The sequence below is a fragment of the Nocardia sp. JW2 genome (genome assembly GCF_051843015.1).
In the GTDB taxonomy this organism is placed as follows: Bacteria; Actinomycetota; Actinomycetes; order Mycobacteriales; family Mycobacteriaceae; genus Nocardia; species Nocardia coubleae.
Genome location: NZ_JBPXLK010000006.1, coordinates 1 through 17,393, shown reverse-complemented (window position 1 = coordinate 17,393; position 17,393 = coordinate 1). Strand labels below are relative to the sequence as shown.

Genomic DNA, 17,393 nt, shown 5'->3' with positions numbered 1-17,393 from the left:
TCATGACGCAGCTGGATCTGCCGTATCAGTTGTTCGACGCGGACAACCACCTCTACGAGACCAAGGACGCCCTCACCAGGTACCTCCCCAAGGAGTACGAGGGGACCATCCAATACGTCGAGATCAACGGCCGGACCAAGATCGCGGTGCTCGGCCAGATCAGCGAGTACATCCCCAATCCCACGTTCGAGGTGGTGGCCCGCCCGGGCGCGATGGAGGACTACTTCAAGAACGGCAACCCGGAGGGCAAGAGCCGCCGGGAGATCTTCGGCAAGGCCATGCGCTCGATTCCGGCGTTCCGCGAGCCGGGCGCGCGCCTGGAACTCATGAACGAGCTCCAGCTGAACCGCTCGCTGATGTTCCCCACGCTGGCCAGCCTCGTCGAGGAGCGCATGCGCCACCACCCCGATCTCATTCACGCGGTGGTCCACTCGCTGAACCGCTGGCTGCTCGAAACCTGGGGCGAGGACGGCAATTTCGTCTACCAGGACCGCATCTTCACCGTTCCCGTGGTGAGCCTGCCGATCGTCGAGAAGGCGATCGAGGAACTCGACTGGTGTGTCGAACACGGCGCCAAGGCCATTCTGGTCCGCCCCGCGCCGGTCCCCGGCCTGCGCGGGCCGCGCTCGTTCGCCATGCCGGAGTTCGACCCGTTCTGGCGGCGGGTGGTCGAGCACGACGTGCTGGTGACCATGCACTCCTCCGACAGCGGCTACTCCCGGCACAACGCCGAGTGGGAGGGCTCGAGTCTGGAGATGCTGCCGTTCCAGACCAACACCTTCCGGATGACCACCGAGTGGCGCCCCATCCAGGACGCGGTGGCCTCCTGGGTGTGTCACGGTGCGCTGTTCCGCTTCCCCGAACTCAAGGTGGCCGTCATCGAGAACGGCGCGTCGTGGCTGGCACCGCTGCTCGAGAACCTGGCCGACGTGGCCAAGAAGGCGCCGGAGGGCTTCGGCCATCAGGACCCGGTGGAGGCGGTCAAGCGCGGCATCTTCGTCAGCCCGTTCTGGGAGGAGGATCTCGGCGCGATCGCCGATCTCATGGGCGTGGACAACGTGCTGTTCGGCTCCGACTACCCGCACCCGGAGGGCCTGGCCGAGCCCGCGCGCTACATCCACGAGATCAAGGACATGAACCTCGAGCATCAGGCCAAGATCATGGGCGGCAATCTCGCGAGGCTGCTGAAGGTATGACCTGGCAGACCATTCCGCAGCTGGTCCGCAGCGCCGCCGATCGCTTCGGGGATGCCGAAGCGATCGTGGACGGGTCACTGCGGTTGAGTTTCGCCGAACTCGCCGATCGGGTGCGGGTCGCCGCGGGCGCGTTCGCGGCGGCCGGCGTCGGCAAGGGCGACCGGGTGGCGATCTGGGCGCCCAATTCCGCCGAGTGGATCGTTGCCGCGTTCGGGCTGGTCACCGCCGGTGGCGTGCTCGTCCCGATCAACACCCGGTTCAAGGCCGAGGAAGCCGCCGACGTGGTGCGGCGCAGCGGCGCACGGCTGCTGCTGGTGCAGCAGGGCTTCCTCGGCACGCACCACACCGCACCCGACGGTGTGCCGGTGATCGACCTGAAGTCCGATTTCCTGTCCAGCGGAAAACCTTTCGAACAGACGATGAGCGGCAGCGAGATCGCCGACATCATCTACACCTCCGGCACCACCGGCAGGCCCAAGGGCGTGATGATGAATCACCGCCAAACCCTGCGCCTGTACGCGGAGTGGTGCGATCTGGCCGACCTACGCGAAGGCGACCGGTATCTGATCGTCAACCCGTTCTTCCACACCTTCGGGTACAAGGCGGGGCTGATCAGCTCGCTCATCCGGGGCGCGACCGTGCTGCCGGTGCCCGTGTTCGACATCGATCGTGTGCTCGAACTCGTCGAGCGAGAGCGGGTGACGATGCTGCCCGGCCCACCGACCCTCTATCACGCGCTGCTCGACGCACCGCCCACCCGCGACTTGTCGTCGCTGCGGGCGGCGGTGACCGGGGCGGCCGACATTCCGGTCGAACTCATCCGGCGGATCAAGACCGAACTACCGTTCCGGTCGATCATGACCGGTTACGGGCTCACCGAGGCCGGCACCGCGACCGCCTCCCGGCCCGGCGACACCTTCGAGCAGATCGCCACCACGGTCGGAACCCCGTGCGACGGTGTGGAGATCCGCATCGCCGCCGACGACGAGGTATTGGTCCGCGGGTACTCGGTGATGCAGGGCTACTTCGACGATCCCGACGCCACCGCCGAGGCGATCGACGCGCAGGGCTGGTTGCACACCGGCGATCTCGGCAGCCTCGACTCCGACGGGCGGCTGCGGATCATCGGGCGCAAGAAGGACATGTTCATCGTCGGCGGCTTCAACGCCTATCCCGCCGAGATCGAGGCCTTTCTGCTCGAGCATCCGGCGGTGGCCCAGGTCGCGGTCGTCGGCGTTCCCGACGACCGGCTCGGACAGGTCGGCCGGGCCTTCGTCGTGCGCAAGGGACCGGTGTCGGAGGCGGAGCTGGTGTCGTGGGCCCGCGACCGGATGGCCGGCTACAAGGCACCGAGATCCGTGTGCTTCCTCGACGAGCTGCCGCTCAACGCCACCGGCAAGGTCATGAAAGACCAACTCCGCCAATCGTTTCCTTCGACTTCGAGGAACCCCTCATGAACTTCTCCGACATGATCCTGGTCAGCATCGACGACCACGTGGTCGAACCGGCCGACATGTTCGCCCGGCACACCCCGAGCAAGTACGCCGATTACATCCCGAAGCTGATCACCAACGGTCAGGGCGTCGATCAGTGGGTCTACCGGGACAAGCCGGTGGGTGTCACCGGCCTCAACGCCGTGGTCGGCTGGCCGAAGGAGGAATGGGACAAGAACCCGGCCCGCTACGCCGAGATGCGCCCGGGGGTGTACGACATCCACCGCCGGGTGGAGGACATGAACGCCAACGGCATCCTGTCCTCGATGTGCTTTCCGACCTTCGCCGGATTCAGCGCGGGACACCTGAGCCAGTTCAAGGACGAGATCACCATCGCGGTGATCTCGGCGTACAACGACTGGCACATCGACGAATGGTGTGCCACCTATCCCGGCCGGTTCATCCCGAACGCGATTCTGCCGCTGTGGGATCCGCAGCTGGCCGTCGCCGAGATCACCCGGGTCGCCGCCAAGGGGTGCCGCGGTGTCACGATGCCGGAGCTGCCGCATGTCGACGGGCTGCCCTCCTATCACGACGGTGAGTACTGGGCGCCGGTGTGGGCGGCCCTCGCCGACACCGGGTTGGTGATGAATCTGCACATCGGGCAGGGTTTCGGTGCGCTGCGACTGGCACCGAACGCGCCGATCGACAATCTGATGTGCCTCGCGCCGACGGTGTCCCAGATCGCCGTGCAGGATCTGCTGTGGGGGCCCGCGCTGCGCGGTTACCCCGGGCTGAAAGTCGCGCTGTCCGAGGGCGGAATCGGCTGGATCCCTTTCTATCTCGATCGTTCCGACCGCCACTACACCAACCAGAAGTGGCTGCGCCGCGACTTCGGTGGCCGCCTGCCCAGCGACGTGTTCCGCGAGCACGTGATGGCCTGCTATGTCACCGACCGGCATTCGCTGGAAATGCGGCACCGGATCGGCATCGACATCATCGCGTGGGAATGCGACTACCCGCATTCGGACTCGCTGTTCCCCGACGCTCCCGAGTACGTGCTGGAGGAACTCGTCGCGGCGGGCGCCGACGACAGCGATATCCACAAGATCACGTGGCAGAACGCCTGCCGGTTCCTGGACTGGGATCCCTTCGCCCACATTCCCCGGGCCGAGGCCACGGTCGAGGCGCTGCGGAACACGGCACGCGATGTCGACCTGACCATCCGGCCCCGCGAGGAATGGGCGCGCCGCTACGCCGCCCAGCACGCAGGCTGATCACCCGAACCAGAAGGAAACTCATGCATCTCATCGTCTTCTCCAGCCCCCGCGAGGGTATGGACGCCGAATACAACACTTGGTACGACGAAGTCCACATCCCGGACATGCTTGCCATCCCCGGGGTCACCTCGTGTACCCGATTGCGCGCCGAGCCGGTCGGTGGCCAGGCGCCGGAGTTCGCCTATCTCGCCGATTACGTCGTCGACGGTGATGTCGGCGCGGTTCTGGGCGAGATCAAGGCGCGTTCCGCCGACGGCCGCATCCGGCTCAGCCCCGCCATCGATCCGACGGCCACGAAAGTGACCGTCTGGGAATCCCATTGATGGATTACGCGCTCGCCGCCGACCAGCGGCTGTTCGCCGCCACCACGCGCGAGTTCCTCGCCGCGTCCGTTCCGCTCGACGTCGTGCGCGGCCTCGCCACGGCGGGCGTGGGCTTCGATCGCGAGTGGTGGCGGCGGGGCGCCGAGCTCGGCTGGACCGCGGCGCTGGTTCCCGAGGAACTGGGCGGCGGGTCGGTCTCGTCCGCACCGATGGCCGATCTGGCCCTGGTGGCGGCGGAGTTCGGCCGCGCCTGCGCGCCGGGTCCGCTCGTCACCACGAGCGCCGTGCTCGCGGGACTGGCCGGCGAGCGGGACCGTTTCGCCGAGCTCGTCACGGCGATCCTCAGCGGTGAAACTCTCGCCGCCTGGGCGTATTACGAACCGGGACGCGGCTTCGCCGAGGCACCGGAGCGGACCGTCGCGGTGCCCGAGGGCGACGGCTTCCGGGTCACCGGAGTGAAGGACCGGGTCGAGTGCGGTGATCAGGCCGAGGTGTTCCTGGTGCCCGCCCTTGGCCCGGACGGGCCGGTACAGGTCGTGATTCCCGCCGACACACCAGGCGTCGCCGTCACACCGATGTGGACATTGGACCTCGTCCGGCGCATGGCGACAGTCGAATTCGACGAGGTGCTCGTCGGGCCGGACGCGGTGGTCCAGTCCCACCCGCGCGCGGCCCGCAACGCGCTCGAGGCCCAGGAGCACGTCGCCGCCGTACTCACCGCGGCCGAGTCGACCGGTGCGGCCGAGCACGCCTTCGAACTGACCGTCGGGTGGATGTTCGACCGCTACACCTTCGGCCGTCCGCTGGCGTCCTACCAGGCGCTCAAACATCGCGCCGCCGACGGCAAGACCGCACTGGAGGCGTGTCACGCCACCGTGTGGGCGGCGGCGAACACCTTCGCAACCGACCCGACGGCCACCGCCGAGGCCGTCGGAGTCGCGAAGTCCTTCGTCGGCGGTGTCACCCCGGAGCTGGTACAGGAGTGCGTGCAGATCCACGGCGGCATCGGGGTGACCTGGGAGCACGACCTGCACCTCTACCTGCGCCGCGTCACGACGGGGCGGGCCATGTACGGGACGCCGGAGGAACATCGCCGCCGCCTGGCCACGCTCCTGGACAGGAAGGTCGCATGACCACGCCGAACACCGCCGACCTCGAACCCGTCGACGATTTCCGCGACCGCGCCCGCCGCTGGCTGCGAGCCACTCTCCCACCCGCCCCACCCGAACCCGCCGGCGAGAGCGGCAAGTCCGAGGCGTCCTGGTCGCGCGCACGACAGCTGCAGCGAATTCTGTACGACGGCGGCTTCGCCGGCATCTGCTTCCCGAGGCAATACGGCGGACTCGGGCTCACCACCGAACATCAGCGCGCCTTCTCGGAGGAGTCACGCGGCTTCGAAATGCCACTGGCACTGAACATTCCGACGCTCACGATCTGCGCGGCGACGATTCTGGACCGGGGCACCGAAGCGCAGAAGCGCGCTCACCTCCCGGCGGTCCTGCGTGGCGAGGAACTGCTCGTGCAGTTCCTGTCCGAGCCGCGCGGCGGGTCGGATCTGGCCGGGCTCACCACCCGCGCCGAGCGCAGAGGCGAGAACTGGGTGCTCAACGGCGCCAAGATCTGGAGTTCGGGAGCCTATGCCGCCGACTACGCCCTGTGCCTGGCCCGTACCGACTGGGACGTACCGAAACACGCGGGGCTCACCATGTTCCTGGTGCCGGTGCACGCGCCGGGCATCACCATCCGCCGGATCACCCAGGTCGACGGATCACGCGAGTTCTGCCAGGAGTTCCTCGACGACGTGGTGCTGCCCGGCGACGCGGTCCTCGGCGAGGTGAACGGTGGCTGGGAGGTGACGAACCGCCAGCTGTTCCACGAGCGCAGCGCGGTCGGTGGCGCGTCACCGTACGCCAGCGGGGCGCAGGCCCACAGCGGGCGCGACGTGTCCGCGCTGGTCGAGATCGCCCGGCGGACCGGGCAATTCGACGATCCGCGGGTCAGGGAGGACATCGGTGCGGCGCGGGCGATGAACATGGTGCACGATCAGCTGATCGCCCGCATCACCCGCGGCATCGCGAGCGGCGACCTCCCGCCCGCCGCGGGTTCCATCGTTCGCCTGTTCAGTGCCCAGAATTCCTGGTTGCAAGCCGATACGGCGCTGCGGGTCGCCGGTCCGTGGGCCGCCACCGGACCGGACGGTTCCGGCCGGGCCGGGCACGATTACCTGATGCGCCAGGCCTGGAGCCTGGCCGGTGGCAGTACCGAGATGGCGCGCAACATCATCAGCGAGCGGGTGCTCGGGATGCCACGCGAAGCGGCGCCCGATCGGGATGTGCCGTTCAACCGGGTCGAGCGAGGGCGCTAGCACGGTTCCGGCAACGGTGGTTGCCGGAACCGTCACCGCCTAGGTGATCGCGCCCGCTGTCTTCAGGGCGATGATGCGGTCCCAGTCCAGTCCGGCTTCGAGTAGGACCTCGTCGGTGTGCGCCGCGAACTCCGGGCCGGCGGTGGGTTCGGGGGCGGCCACATCGAATTGCACCGGGTTGGCCACCAGGTCGAGTTCACCCGCGCGCACCAGGTATTCGTTGGCCAGGATCTGCGGGTCCGCGCCGACCTGCAGACTGTCCTGCACCGGCGCCCACGGCCCGGACAGGGTGGCCAGCCGAGTCGTCCACTCGGCGAGGGTGCGCGTCGCGAACACCTCGCGCAGAATCCGCACGGCCGCTTCGGTATTGGCCGCCAGCTGCTCCCCCGTGCCGAAGCGCGGATCACGCGCCAGCTCGGGACGATCGATGTGGTGACACACGTCGGCCCAGAACTTCGCCGGCTGCAACATCACCAGCGACAGGTGCCTGCCGTCGGCGGTGGCGTAGAGACCCGACAGCGGATTGGTCGGCGCGCCGTGCCCGCCCGGCACCGGCGCCACCATCGGCTCACCGAGATGTGCCGACAACGCGATGGTGTGTCCCATCGCCCACAGACCGCTGCCGAGCAGGGACACGTCGACCACCGAGGTTTCGCCCGTGCGTTCGCGTTTGAGCAGGGCCGCCGCGATACCGCCCGCCAGATTCGTGCCCGAGATGGTGTCGCCGAAGGCGGGCCCCGGCGGGGAGATCATGCCGTCGGTCCCCGGTGGGGTGATGGTGGCGGCCACCGAGGCGCGGCACCAGAAGGCGGTCATGTCGAAACCGCCCTTGTCCGCCTCGGCGCCGCGTGGACCGAGGGCACTGCCGCGCGCGTACACGATCGCCGGATTCACCGCGCGGATGTCGTCCACGTCGATGCCGAACTTGGTGCGCGCCCGCGGCAGGAAGCTGGTCAGGAAAACGTCGGCGCCCCGCGCCAGCTCGTGGATCACCTCGCGGCCCGCGGGAACCGACATGTCGACACCGATACTCCGCTTGCCCCGGTTCGCGTGCTCCACATTGGGATTCGGTTCGCCCTCCACCCGCATCCGGCCGACCTGACGCAGGCCGCGTTGCGGATCGCCGGTGACCGCGTGCTCGACCTTGACCACGTCGGCACCCCAGTCCGCGAGCACCGCGCCCGCCGACGGCACGAATCCGTACATGGCGACCTCGAGCACGCGGATTCCCTCGAGCGGCCCCATCACTTCGCCCGGCTCTCGGCGGCGAGCCCGACGACGGCCGCGTACGTCTTGGTCTCCAGGAACTCCTCCAGCCCCGCGACGCCGCTCTCGCGGCCGATTCCGGACTGCTTGAACCCGCCGAAGGGCGCGTCCGGTGCGAAGTAGTTGCCGCCGTTGATGCTGAACGTGCCCGCCCGGATCCGGCGGGCGACGGCAAGTGCGCGGTCCTGGTCGGCGCTGAACACCGAGCCCGACAGGCCGTAGACGGAATTGTTGGCGATGCGTACGGCATCGTCGTCGTCGGTGTAGGGGATCACGGCGAGCACCGGCCCGAACACCTCTTCCTGGGCGATCTCGCTGTCGGGGTCGACACCGGCGAGCAGGGTCGGCGCGTAGTAGAAGCCGGGGTCGATCTTCTTGCCGCCGGTGACCAGGGTGGCGCCTGCCTCGACCGCGCGTTCGACCAGACCGTGCACCTTGTCGCGCTGCCGGGCGCTGATCAGCGGTCCCATATAGGTTTTCGGGTCGCTCGGATCGCCGACGGTGACCCAGCCCAGATTGGTCGCGACCAGATCGACGATCTCGTCGTGGCGGGCCCGCGGCACCAGCAGCCGGGAGGTGAGCGCACAGCCCTGACCCGCGTGCGTGCAGATGGTGAAGGCGGCGAACACGGCGGTCGTCGCGAAGTCGGCGTCGTCGAGCAGCACCATCGCCGACTTGCCGCCCAACTCGAGGAAGACCCGCTTGAGCGACTCGCCCGCGGCGGCCATGATCTGCTTGCCGACCGCCGTCGACCCGGTGAAGCTGATGAGGTCGACGTCGGGATGGGTGGTGAGCGCCTTGCCCACCGAGACGTCGTCGGACGACAGCACATTCACCACCCCGGGTGGGATATCGGTGTGCTCGGCGATGAGCTCGCCGAGCGCGAGCGTGGCCAGCGGAGTGTCGGGCGCGGCCTTGAGCACCACGGTGCAACCGGCGGCCAGTGCCGGGACAAGTTTGGCCAAGGCGAGCTGGTGCGGATAGTTGTAGGCCACGATCGCCGACACCACGCCCGCGGCTTCCTTGTCGATCCAGCGCCGGTGCCGTTCGCCCCGGATCTCGAGTTCACCGAGGTCCTCGGTGAACCGGTAGTCCGGGAGCAGATCGGCGTAGTAGCGCGCGATCTCGATGGGGAGGTCGAGCTGGTTGCCGTGGGTGAGGCGGCGGGTGGCGCCCACCTCGGCGATGGTCACTTCCCGCAGCTCCTCGACGTGCTCGCGCAACGCGCGGTGCAACTGGTCGAGGCAGGTGGCCCGGAATCCCACATCGGTGGACCAGGTGGTGGTGTCGAAGGCCCGGCGCGCGGCGGCGACGGCCGCCTCGGTGTGCTCGGGACCTGCCTGCGGCGCGTAGCCGTACACCGCCCCGGTCGAGGGATCGAGCGAGGGGAACGACTGTGGCGTCCCGACCAGCTGTCCGTCGATCAACATCCGCCTGGTGACGGTTGTGGCCGTCGCCCGGCCGCCGTCTTTGTCCGTGTCCTGGGATGACATCCCGCCTCCTAGATCAGCATGAAAATGTGATTCTCATTCCTGAGAGCAATATATCCACATCTGTCACGCGAAGCAGCCGAATGCCGGACCCGATACCAGCAAGACGGCCCAGATCTCCGGCGAGAGAGTCGAGTTCAGCTCTTGCGGAGGCAGTTGCCGCGAGAGTACGGTTCTCATCATCGGAAGGGAGATTCTTGTGATTCACACAACAGCGCTCCGTCCTGCGATCGGGGTGGAAGTCACCGGCATCACCGATCTGCACGACGACACGGTGATCAGCCGTTGCCTCGAGGCGCTGAAATGGCGCGGGGTCCTGGTGGTGCGCGGTCTGCACCTCGACGACGAGGCGCAACTGGCGCTGTGCCGCAAGCTCGGCACCGTGCTCGCCCCGGGTGGGCGGGAGATCTTCACGATCACCCTCGACCCGGCGAAGAACCGGGCGGCGAAATACCTGGAGGGCACGTTCTTCTGGCACATCGACGACACCACCAACGATGTGCCCGCCAAGGCCACGGTGCTCACGGCCCGCCACGTCGCCATGGAAGGCGGTGGCACCCAGTTCGCCAGCACCTATGCCGCCTACGAGAACCTTCCCGAGACCGAGCGCAAACGCTACGAGGGGTTGCGCGTGGTGCACAGCTTCGAAGCGTCCCAGCGTCTGGTCCATCCCGACCCCACCCCGGCGCAGGTCGCCGAATGGCGCACCCAGCCGACCCACGAGACCGCCCTGGTCTGGTCGCGCGCGGACGGCCGCAAATCACTGGTCGTCGGTGCCACCGCCGACCACATCGTCGGCATGGCGCCCGACGAGAGCCGCGCACTGCTGGACGAACTGCTCGCCTGGTCGACCCAGGACCGCTTCGCCTACACCCACGACTGGGCCGTCGGCGACCTGGTGATCTGGGACAACACCGGCATCCTGCACCGGGCCCTGCCCTATCCGGCCTCGTCGGAGCGCGAACTGCACCGGACGACCATCGCGGGCGAGGAGGCGTGGGGGTGAAAACGGCAGTGGTCACCGGCGGCGGCTCGGGCATCGGACTCGCTGTCGCCCAGCGACTCCGGGCCGACGGCTACCACGTGGCGACCATCGATCTGCGACCCGGTGACACCGAGTTCGACCACGTCGCCGATGTCACCGACCCTGATCAGGTGGGCGGAGCGCTCACCGCGATCCGCGCCCAGCTCGGTCCGGTGACCATCCTGGTCAACGCCGCGGGCCTGGACGGGGCGGGCCGGTTCGTCGACATCGATTTCGCGCGCTGGCAACAGGTGATCGCGGTGAATCTGCACGGCGTCTACCACTGCGTGCAGGCCGTGCTGCCCGACATGCTCGCCCAGCACTGGGGGCGCATCGTCAACATCTCCTCCTCGAGCACACACTCCGGTCAGCCCTTCATGGCGCATTACGTCGCGGCGAAGTCCGCCGTCAACGGGCTCACGAAATCGCTGGCGCTCGAGCTCGGTCCGGTGGGCATCACGGTCAATGCCGTGCCGCCCGGTTTCATCGACACCCCGATGCTGCGCAAGGCCGAGGCCGCCGGGCAGCTGGGCGGCACGATCGATGACCACATCAAGCGCACTCCGGTGCGGCGCGTCGGGCAGCCCGAGGACATCGCCGCCGCCTGCGCATTCCTGATCTCCGAGAGCGCCGGGTACATCACCGGGCAGATCCTCGGCGTCAACGGCGGCCGCAACACCTAGCCGCCATCTCCATCGAAAGGAAATCCCCGTGGGACGTGTCGAGGGCAAAGTCGCCTTTATCACCGGAGCCGCACGAGGCCAGGGCCGCAGTCACGCGGTGCGCCTGGCCGGCGAGGGCGCCGACATCATCGCCATCGATATCTGCCGCGATATCGACTCCATCGGTTATCCCTTGGCGAGGCCCGAGGACCTGGAGGAGACGGCTCGCCTCGTCGAGAAGTCGGGGCGCCGGATCGTCACCGTGCAGGCCGACGTGCGCGACGCCGCCCAGGTCCGCGACGCCGTGGCCCAGGGCGTCGCGGAGCTGGGCCGGCTCGACATCGTGGTGGCCCAGGCAGGCATCGCCGGTATGAAGGGCCAGCCGCAATGGCAGGCCTGGACGGACGTGATCGATACCAATCTCGTCGGCGTGCTCAACGCCATCCACGCCGCGCTGCCGCACCTCGAGGAGGGCGCTTCCATCATCGCCACCGGCTCGCTGGCCGCGCTGATGGATGTGAGCAAGGTGGACCAGCCGGGCAAGGACCCCGGTGGGGTGGCCTACATGGTGGCCAAACGCGCACTGTCGATGATCGTGCACGAGATCGCGACCCACATCGCGCCGAAGAAGATCCGCGCCAACGTGATTCACCCGACCAACTGCAACACCCCCATGTTGCAGAGCGAGCCGATGTACCGCTCGTTCCGTCCCGACCTCGAGCACCCGACCCGGGCCGACGCCGAGCCCGCCTTCTACACCCAGCAGGCCATGCCGGTGCCGTTCATCGAGCCCGAGGACATCAGCGACGCGGTGCTCTTCCTCGCCTCCGACGAATCCCGCTTCATCACCGGTACGCAATTGCGGGTGGACGCGGGCGGATATCTGAAGTGGTACGACTACCACGTCTGAAAGGAATTCCCGCCGTGAAGGTTCGAGTCGATTCTGCGCGCTGTCAGGGCCACACCCTGTGCGCGATGACCGCTCCCCGCGCGTTTCAGCTGAGCGAGATCGATGGCCATTCGTCGCCGGTCGACGAGGACGTGCCGCCCGACCAGGAGGACCAGGTGCGCGAAGCGGCCCACTCCTGCCCAGAACGCGCCATCGAAATATTCTGAGAGGACACGTCATGACCGTCGACGACGTGGCGACAGACCGAACACGTAAACAGCCGGCATTCTCCTTCGACCGATTCGCGCCCGGGTACCGGGACCGTTTCGTCGACATCACCGCGACCATGCAGGAGCAGTGCCCGATCGCCTGGAGCGACACCTACGACGGGCACTGGGTGGCGGCGGGCAACCGCGAGGTCTTCGAACTCGCCCGCTGCCCGCACATCTCCAACGACCACGACCCGGCCGGGGTCCGACGCGGCTACCAGGGCATCTCGATCCCGAAAGCCCCACGGGCGAGCGGCGTTCGGGGTGGCATCCTGGAGATGGACGAGCCCGAGCATCGGGAGGTGCGTGCGGCACTCAACCCGTACCTGTCCCCCGCCGCGGTCGCGCGGTGGGTGCCGTTCATCGACGAGGTGGTGCGCGCCGCGCTCGACGAGAAGATCGAATCCGGTCATATCGATTTCGTCGACGATCTCGCCAATATCGTGCCCGCGGTGCTCACCCTCGGCATGCTCGGTGTACCGCTGGCGAAATGGACGATCTACAACGAGCCCGCGCACGCCTCGGTGTACACACCGCCGGATTCCCCGGATTATCCCCGGGTCGCCGAAATGCACCGGACGATGGGAATCGACCTGTTGCAGAATCTGTTCGAGATCAGGGAAAATCCCCGGCCGGGTCTGATCGACGCGATCAACAACGCGACCATGAACGGCGAGCCGCTGCCCGATCTGGAAATGCTCGGCATGCTCGGTCTGCTCATCGGCGGCGGATTCGACACCACCACCGCACTCACCGCGCATGCGCTGGAATGGCTGTCGGACAATCCGGAACAACGCCAGATGTTGAGCCGCGAACGCGACAGCCTCCTCGATTCGGCCACCGAGGAATTCCTGCGCTATTACACGCCCGCGCCGGGTGACGGACGCACGATCGCCCAGGACTGTGAGGTCGTCGGGACCGAATTCAAGGAGGGCGACCGGGTATGGCTGTCGTGGGCGATGGCGAACCGCGACCCAGCCGTCTTCGACAATCCGAACGAGGTCGTCCTGGATCGCCGGCGTAACCGGCACTACAGCTTCGGGCTCGGCGTGCACCGGTGCATCGGGTCGAATGTGGCTCGCACCGTGTTCAAGCGGATGCTCGTCGCTGTGCTGGACCGCATGCCGGACTACCGGTGCGATCCGGAACGCACTGTGCACTACGACACCATCGGTGTCATCCAGGGCATGCGGCACCTCCCCGCCACGTTCACCCCCGGCCCCCGACTCGGCGCCGGGCTCGACGAGACCCTGGCGGCATTACAGACACTGTGCGACGAACAAGGTCTGGCGGCACCGGTCACCGCACCGAAAGACCCCGGGGCACAGTGAGTTCGGAGATGGCCGAAGCATCGGGGCGACCGTTGCCACTGCTCACCGAGGACAACGCGTTCTTCTGGACCTCGGGCGCCGACGGCCGGCTGCGGATCCAGGAGTGCGGCGCCTGCGCCGAGCTGATCCATCCGCCGCAGGTGGTGTGCCGGTACTGCCACGGGCGCACGCTCGGCGCGCGCGTGGTGTCCGGCTTCGCCACGCTCATCGGGTTCACCGTCAACCATCGGTTCCAGGTGCCCGGGCTGCGTGCGCCGTATGTGGTGGCCCAAGTGGCGATCGAGGAAGATCCGCGGGTTCGGCTCACCACCAATGTGGTCGGTTGCGACCCGGCGGACCTGGTGCTCGGCATGCGGATGGAGGTCGTCTTCGAGGCCGACGCCGATGTCTGGCTGCCGCTGTTCCGGCCGGTGGCCGACCAGCCGGGACCGGTGGCACTGCCCGACGACGAGATCGAACCGCATCGGTTCGGCGAGCACGTGCGCCCCATGCTCGGCCCCGACAAGTTCGAGGACAAGGTCGCCATCACCGGTATCGGGATGTCGGATATCGGTCGGCGCCTGATGGTTTCGCCGCTGGCGCTGACCATCCAGGCGTGCGAGCGCGCGGTCGCCGACGCGGGGCTCACCATGGCCGACATCGACGGCCTCTCGACCTATCCGGGCGCGGGCAACGTCGGCGGCTTCGGCGAGGGCGGTGTCACCGCGTTGGAGGCGGCCCTCGGTCTGCGGCCCACCTGGTACAACGGCGGCTTCGAAACCTTCGGTCCCGGTGGGTCGGTGATCGCGGCCATGCTCGCGGTCGCCGGCGGCCTGGCCCGGCACGTGCTGTGTTTCCGCACGGTATGGGAAGCGACCTACAACGAGCTTCTGCGCGCAGGCAAGATCAGCGTCGGCGGTGGGCGCACCACCAGCTGGATGACGCCGTTCGGTGCCACCTCGGCCGCGCACACCCTGGCGCAGAACGCGCAACGGCACTTCCACCGATACGGCACGACGAAGGAAGCGCTCGGCTGGATCGCCCTGAACCAGCGGGCCAATGCCGCACTGAATCCCACTGCGGTGTACCGGGATCCGCTCACGATGGAGCAGTACCTCGAGGCCAGACCGGTCACCATCCCGTTCGGCCTCTACGACTGCGACGTCCCCTGCGACGGATCGGTGGCGGTGCTCGTCTCGGCACACGAGACCGCGCGCGATCTGGCCTCGCGCCCGGTGCGCGTCGACGCGGTGGGCACCCAGATCCTCGAGCGGATCGAATGGGATCAGAGCACGCTCACCCATGAGCCACAGGTGCTCGGCCAGGCCGCGCATCTGTGGTCGCGAACGTCGTTGCGGCCCGGCGATGTCGACGTCGCCGAACTGTACGACGGGTTCACCTTCAACTGCCTGTCCTGGATCGAGGCCCTCGGTTTCTGCGGCATCGGTGAGGCCGGGGACTTTCTCGCGGGCGGCAAGAACATCGCTCGCGACGGCGTCCTGCCGCTCAACACCCACGGCGGGCAGCTGTCGCACGGGCGGACGCACGGCATGGGCTTGCTGCACGAGGCGGTCAGTCAGCTGCGCGGGGAGGCCGGAGCACGGCAGGTGCCCGGTGCGCGGGTAGCGGTGACCAGCAGCGGCGGCCTGACACCCAGCGGCGTGCTGCTGCTGACCAGCGAAGTCTGAAAGGTCGACCCATGGATGTCACCGATGTGGCACCGACCCTGCTGCGGCTGGTCGTCGGCGTCACCATGATCGCGCACGGACTCAACCACTGGCTCGGCGGCGGCCGGATCGCGGGAACCGCCCGCTGGTTCGCGGGCCTGGGGCTGCGCAACGGTGTGCTGCAGGCGTGGGCGAGCGTGCTCACCGAGATCGGGGCGGGGATCGCCCTGTTGCTCGGCGTCGGCACACCGCTGGCGTGTGCGGCGGTGATCGCCGTCATGCTCGTCGCCGGTCTGCTCGCGCACCGGCGCAACGGATTCTTCGTTTTCCGGGAGGGGTACGAATACGTACTCGTGCTGGCGGTCGTCGCCCTGGCGCTGGCCGTCACCGGGCCCGGCCGGTTCTCGATCGACCATGCCGCCGGTCTCGAGGTCACCGGGTGGGCAGGCGGCGGCCTCGCCCTCGGCATCGCTGTCGGATCGACAGCGCTCCTACTCGCGCTGTTCTGGCGCCCCACGCCCGAACCCACTGCGTGAGAAGCATATTCGAACGGGAGGTGCGCTGATGCGCGTCGGATTCATCGGATTGGGCAGTCAGGGCGCGCCGATGGCGCGCCGGATCGTGGAAGCCGGATTCGCGAGCACTCTCTGGGCTCGCCGGTCGGCGACCCTCGAGCCGTTCGCGGGTACCGGCGCCGCGTTCGCGCCGACCCCGGCCGCTCTCGGACAGGCCAGCGACCTCGTGTGTCTGTGCGTCGGCAACGATGCCGACCTGCGGGAGGTACTCACCGGCCCGGACGGTGTCCTCGCCGGGCTGGCGCCGGGCTCGATCGTCGCCGTGCACAGCACCGTGCACCCCGACACCTGCCGGGAATTGGCGAAAGCTGCTGCGGCGCAGGGGGTCACCCTCATCGACGCCGCGGTGAGCGGTGGGGCACCCGCCGTCGCCGAACGTCGACTGCTCGTCATGGTCGGTGGGCCCGTCGAGGCACTGGATCGCTGCCGCCCGGTCTTCGACACCTTCGCCGATCCGGTCGTCCATCTGGGCGATGTCGGGGCGGGGCAGGTCGCCAAACTGCTCAACAACCTGTTGTTCTGCGCCAACCTGGCGACCGCGGCGAGCGCGCTGACGCTCGGTGAGCAACTGGGTGTCGACCGGGACGAGCTGGGCGCGGTGATCGCGCGTGGCTCGGGGAACAGTTTCGCGTTCGGCCGCATCGCGGCAGGCACACTCGCCCGGATCGGCGATCACGCCGGACACACGTTGCGCAAGGACGTCACGCTGCTGGCGGATCTCGCGGCAGGTGCCGACGCCGATACCGGCATCGCCCTCACTGCGGCCGACGCCACCCTCGGCGCGATCGGCCACGCCAGGTGACCACGGGCCGGATCGGTGTGATCGGCGCGGGGCGGATGGGCGCGCCGATGGTGCGCCGGCTGGTCGCGGCGGGACACGAGGTGCGGGTGCTCGGCCGGTCCGCACCGGCCCGGCGGCGGGTCGCCGAGCTCGGTGCCGAGGCGGTGTCGTTCACGGCGGCGGTCGGTACCGGCGCGGCCGCCGTGGTCATCTGTGTGTTCACCGACGACCAGGTGCACGAGATCTGCTTCGACACACCGCTGCTGGCGAGTATGCCGCGCGGCTCGGTGCTCGTGGTGCACACCACCGGCAGTCCGCGCACCGTCGAAGCCGTCGCCGAACACGCTGCGCCGCACGGTGTTCTGGTGGTGGACGCGCCGGTGAGTGGTGGCCCCCACGACATCGAGGCAGGCACCCTGACCGTGTTCCTCGGCGGGGACGATGCGGCTGTCGAACGGGCCCGGCCGGTGCTGCGTGGCTATGGCGACCCGCTGCTGCACGTGGGCCCGCTCGGTTCCGGACAGCGGGTGAAACTGGTGAACAACGTGCTCTTCGCCGCCCAGCTCGGCCTGGTCGCCGAGGCGGTGCGGCTGTCCGCACGGCTCGGTGTCGAGGAGGCGACAGTGCTGTCCGCGCTGCGGCACGCCAGCGCGGGTGGTCCGGCGACAGCGCGCGCGGCGGCGAAGGGATCGGTGGCCGAATTTCTCGCCGTCGCGGGTGAATTCCTGGTCAAGGACGTCGCCTCGGCGCGTGCGCTGGCCGCCGAACTCGACGCCGACCTCGGCCCGCTCGACGCCTGGCTCCCCGAGCCACCGACATGACCGCTGCGCCGACCCTCCGGCGACAGGACCGGTGGGGGGGGG

At 68.5% G+C, this 17,393-nt stretch carries 17 protein-coding genes; 15 read left to right on the top strand and 2 right to left on the bottom strand.

Annotation, left to right across the window (positions count from 1 at the left end):
• Positions 1–2: 2 nt before the first annotated feature.
• Genes ACSVDM_RS11040 through ACSVDM_RS11015 form a run of 6 tightly spaced genes read left to right on the top strand, consistent with a single transcriptional unit; the run spans position 3 to position 6,597 of the window.
• Positions 3–1,196: an amidohydrolase family protein gene (locus tag ACSVDM_RS11040; protein ID WP_439264441.1), complete on the top strand. Its 1,194-nt coding sequence runs from the start codon at positions 3–5 to the stop codon at positions 1,194–1,196.
• Complete coding sequence (locus ACSVDM_RS11035; protein WP_439264440.1) at positions 1,193–2,653, top strand: FadD3 family acyl-CoA ligase; 1,461 nt, start codon at positions 1,193–1,195, stop codon at positions 2,651–2,653. Before ACSVDM_RS11040 ends, ACSVDM_RS11035 begins: the two co-directional genes overlap by 4 nt.
• Complete coding sequence (locus ACSVDM_RS11030) at positions 2,650–3,906, top strand: amidohydrolase family protein (protein WP_439264438.1); 1,257 nt, start codon at positions 2,650–2,652, stop codon at positions 3,904–3,906. The genes ACSVDM_RS11035 and ACSVDM_RS11030 overlap by 4 nt, the downstream gene beginning before the upstream one ends.
• A 23-nt stretch (positions 3,907–3,929) precedes the next feature.
• Positions 3,930–4,232: a hypothetical protein gene (locus ACSVDM_RS11025; RefSeq protein WP_439264436.1), complete on the top strand. Its 303-nt coding sequence runs from the start codon at positions 3,930–3,932 to the stop codon at positions 4,230–4,232.
• The gene (locus tag ACSVDM_RS11020; protein ID WP_439264434.1) at positions 4,232–5,365 is read left to right on the top strand and encodes an acyl-CoA dehydrogenase family protein; all 1,134 of its coding nucleotides are present in this window, start codon (positions 4,232–4,234) and stop codon (positions 5,363–5,365) included. The genes ACSVDM_RS11025 and ACSVDM_RS11020 overlap by 1 nt, the downstream gene beginning before the upstream one ends.
• On the top strand, positions 5,362–6,597 hold the full coding sequence (locus ACSVDM_RS11015; protein WP_439264433.1) for an acyl-CoA dehydrogenase family protein: 1,236 nt from the start codon (positions 5,362–5,364) through the stop codon (positions 6,595–6,597). Before ACSVDM_RS11020 ends, ACSVDM_RS11015 begins: the two co-directional genes overlap by 4 nt.
• A 39-nt stretch (positions 6,598–6,636) precedes the next feature.
• On the opposite strand, the gene ACSVDM_RS11010 is transcribed toward ACSVDM_RS11015, so the two are convergent.
• Positions 6,637–7,842, bottom strand: coding sequence for a CaiB/BaiF CoA transferase family protein (locus ACSVDM_RS11010; protein WP_439264432.1), 1,206 nt, complete (start codon positions 7,840–7,842; stop codon positions 6,637–6,639).
• A complete protein-coding gene (locus tag ACSVDM_RS11005) occupies positions 7,842–9,356 on the bottom strand; it encodes an aldehyde dehydrogenase family protein (RefSeq protein WP_439264430.1) in 1,515 nt (504 codons plus the stop codon). Before ACSVDM_RS11005 ends, ACSVDM_RS11010 begins: the two co-directional genes overlap by 1 nt.
• A 196-nt stretch (positions 9,357–9,552) precedes the next feature.
• On the opposite strand from ACSVDM_RS11005, the gene ACSVDM_RS11000 reads away from it, so the two are divergent.
• From ACSVDM_RS11000 to ACSVDM_RS10960, 9 genes are read left to right on the top strand one after another with little or no spacing between them, the layout of a single operon-like run.
• Positions 9,553–10,359: a TauD/TfdA dioxygenase family protein gene (locus ACSVDM_RS11000; protein ID WP_181696078.1), complete on the top strand. Its 807-nt coding sequence runs from the start codon at positions 9,553–9,555 to the stop codon at positions 10,357–10,359.
• On the top strand, positions 10,356–11,060 hold the full coding sequence (locus ACSVDM_RS10995; protein WP_181696079.1) for an SDR family NAD(P)-dependent oxidoreductase: 705 nt from the start codon (positions 10,356–10,358) through the stop codon (positions 11,058–11,060). The genes ACSVDM_RS11000 and ACSVDM_RS10995 overlap by 4 nt, the downstream gene beginning before the upstream one ends.
• 28 nt (positions 11,061–11,088) lie before the next feature.
• The gene (locus tag ACSVDM_RS10990; RefSeq protein WP_439264428.1) at positions 11,089–11,949 is read left to right on the top strand and encodes a mycofactocin-coupled SDR family oxidoreductase; all 861 of its coding nucleotides are present in this window, start codon (positions 11,089–11,091) and stop codon (positions 11,947–11,949) included.
• A 14-nt stretch (positions 11,950–11,963) separates the two neighbouring features.
• Entirely contained in the window at positions 11,964–12,155 is a 192-nt protein-coding gene (locus ACSVDM_RS10985; protein ID WP_181696081.1) for a ferredoxin, read from the top strand.
• A gap of 11 nt (positions 12,156–12,166) precedes the next feature.
• Positions 12,167–13,528 (top strand): cytochrome P450, encoded by a 1,362-nt coding sequence (locus tag ACSVDM_RS10980; protein ID WP_439264427.1) that lies wholly within the window; start codon positions 12,167–12,169, stop codon positions 13,526–13,528.
• Between the two features lie 8 nt (positions 13,529–13,536).
• Positions 13,537–15,195, top strand: a complete 1,659-nt coding sequence (locus ACSVDM_RS10975; protein WP_439264425.1) for a thiolase C-terminal domain-containing protein — start codon at positions 13,537–13,539, stop codon at positions 15,193–15,195.
• Between the two features lie 11 nt (positions 15,196–15,206).
• On the top strand, positions 15,207–15,710 hold the full coding sequence (locus ACSVDM_RS10970) for a DoxX family protein (protein WP_439264423.1): 504 nt from the start codon (positions 15,207–15,209) through the stop codon (positions 15,708–15,710).
• A gap of 28 nt (positions 15,711–15,738) precedes the next feature.
• Positions 15,739–16,551, top strand: coding sequence for an NAD(P)-dependent oxidoreductase (locus ACSVDM_RS10965; protein WP_439264421.1), 813 nt, complete (start codon positions 15,739–15,741; stop codon positions 16,549–16,551).
• A complete protein-coding gene (locus ACSVDM_RS10960; RefSeq protein WP_439264420.1) occupies positions 16,548–17,351 on the top strand; it encodes an NAD(P)-dependent oxidoreductase in 804 nt (267 codons plus the stop codon). Before ACSVDM_RS10965 ends, ACSVDM_RS10960 begins: the two co-directional genes overlap by 4 nt.
• Positions 17,352–17,393 lie beyond the last annotated feature (42 nt).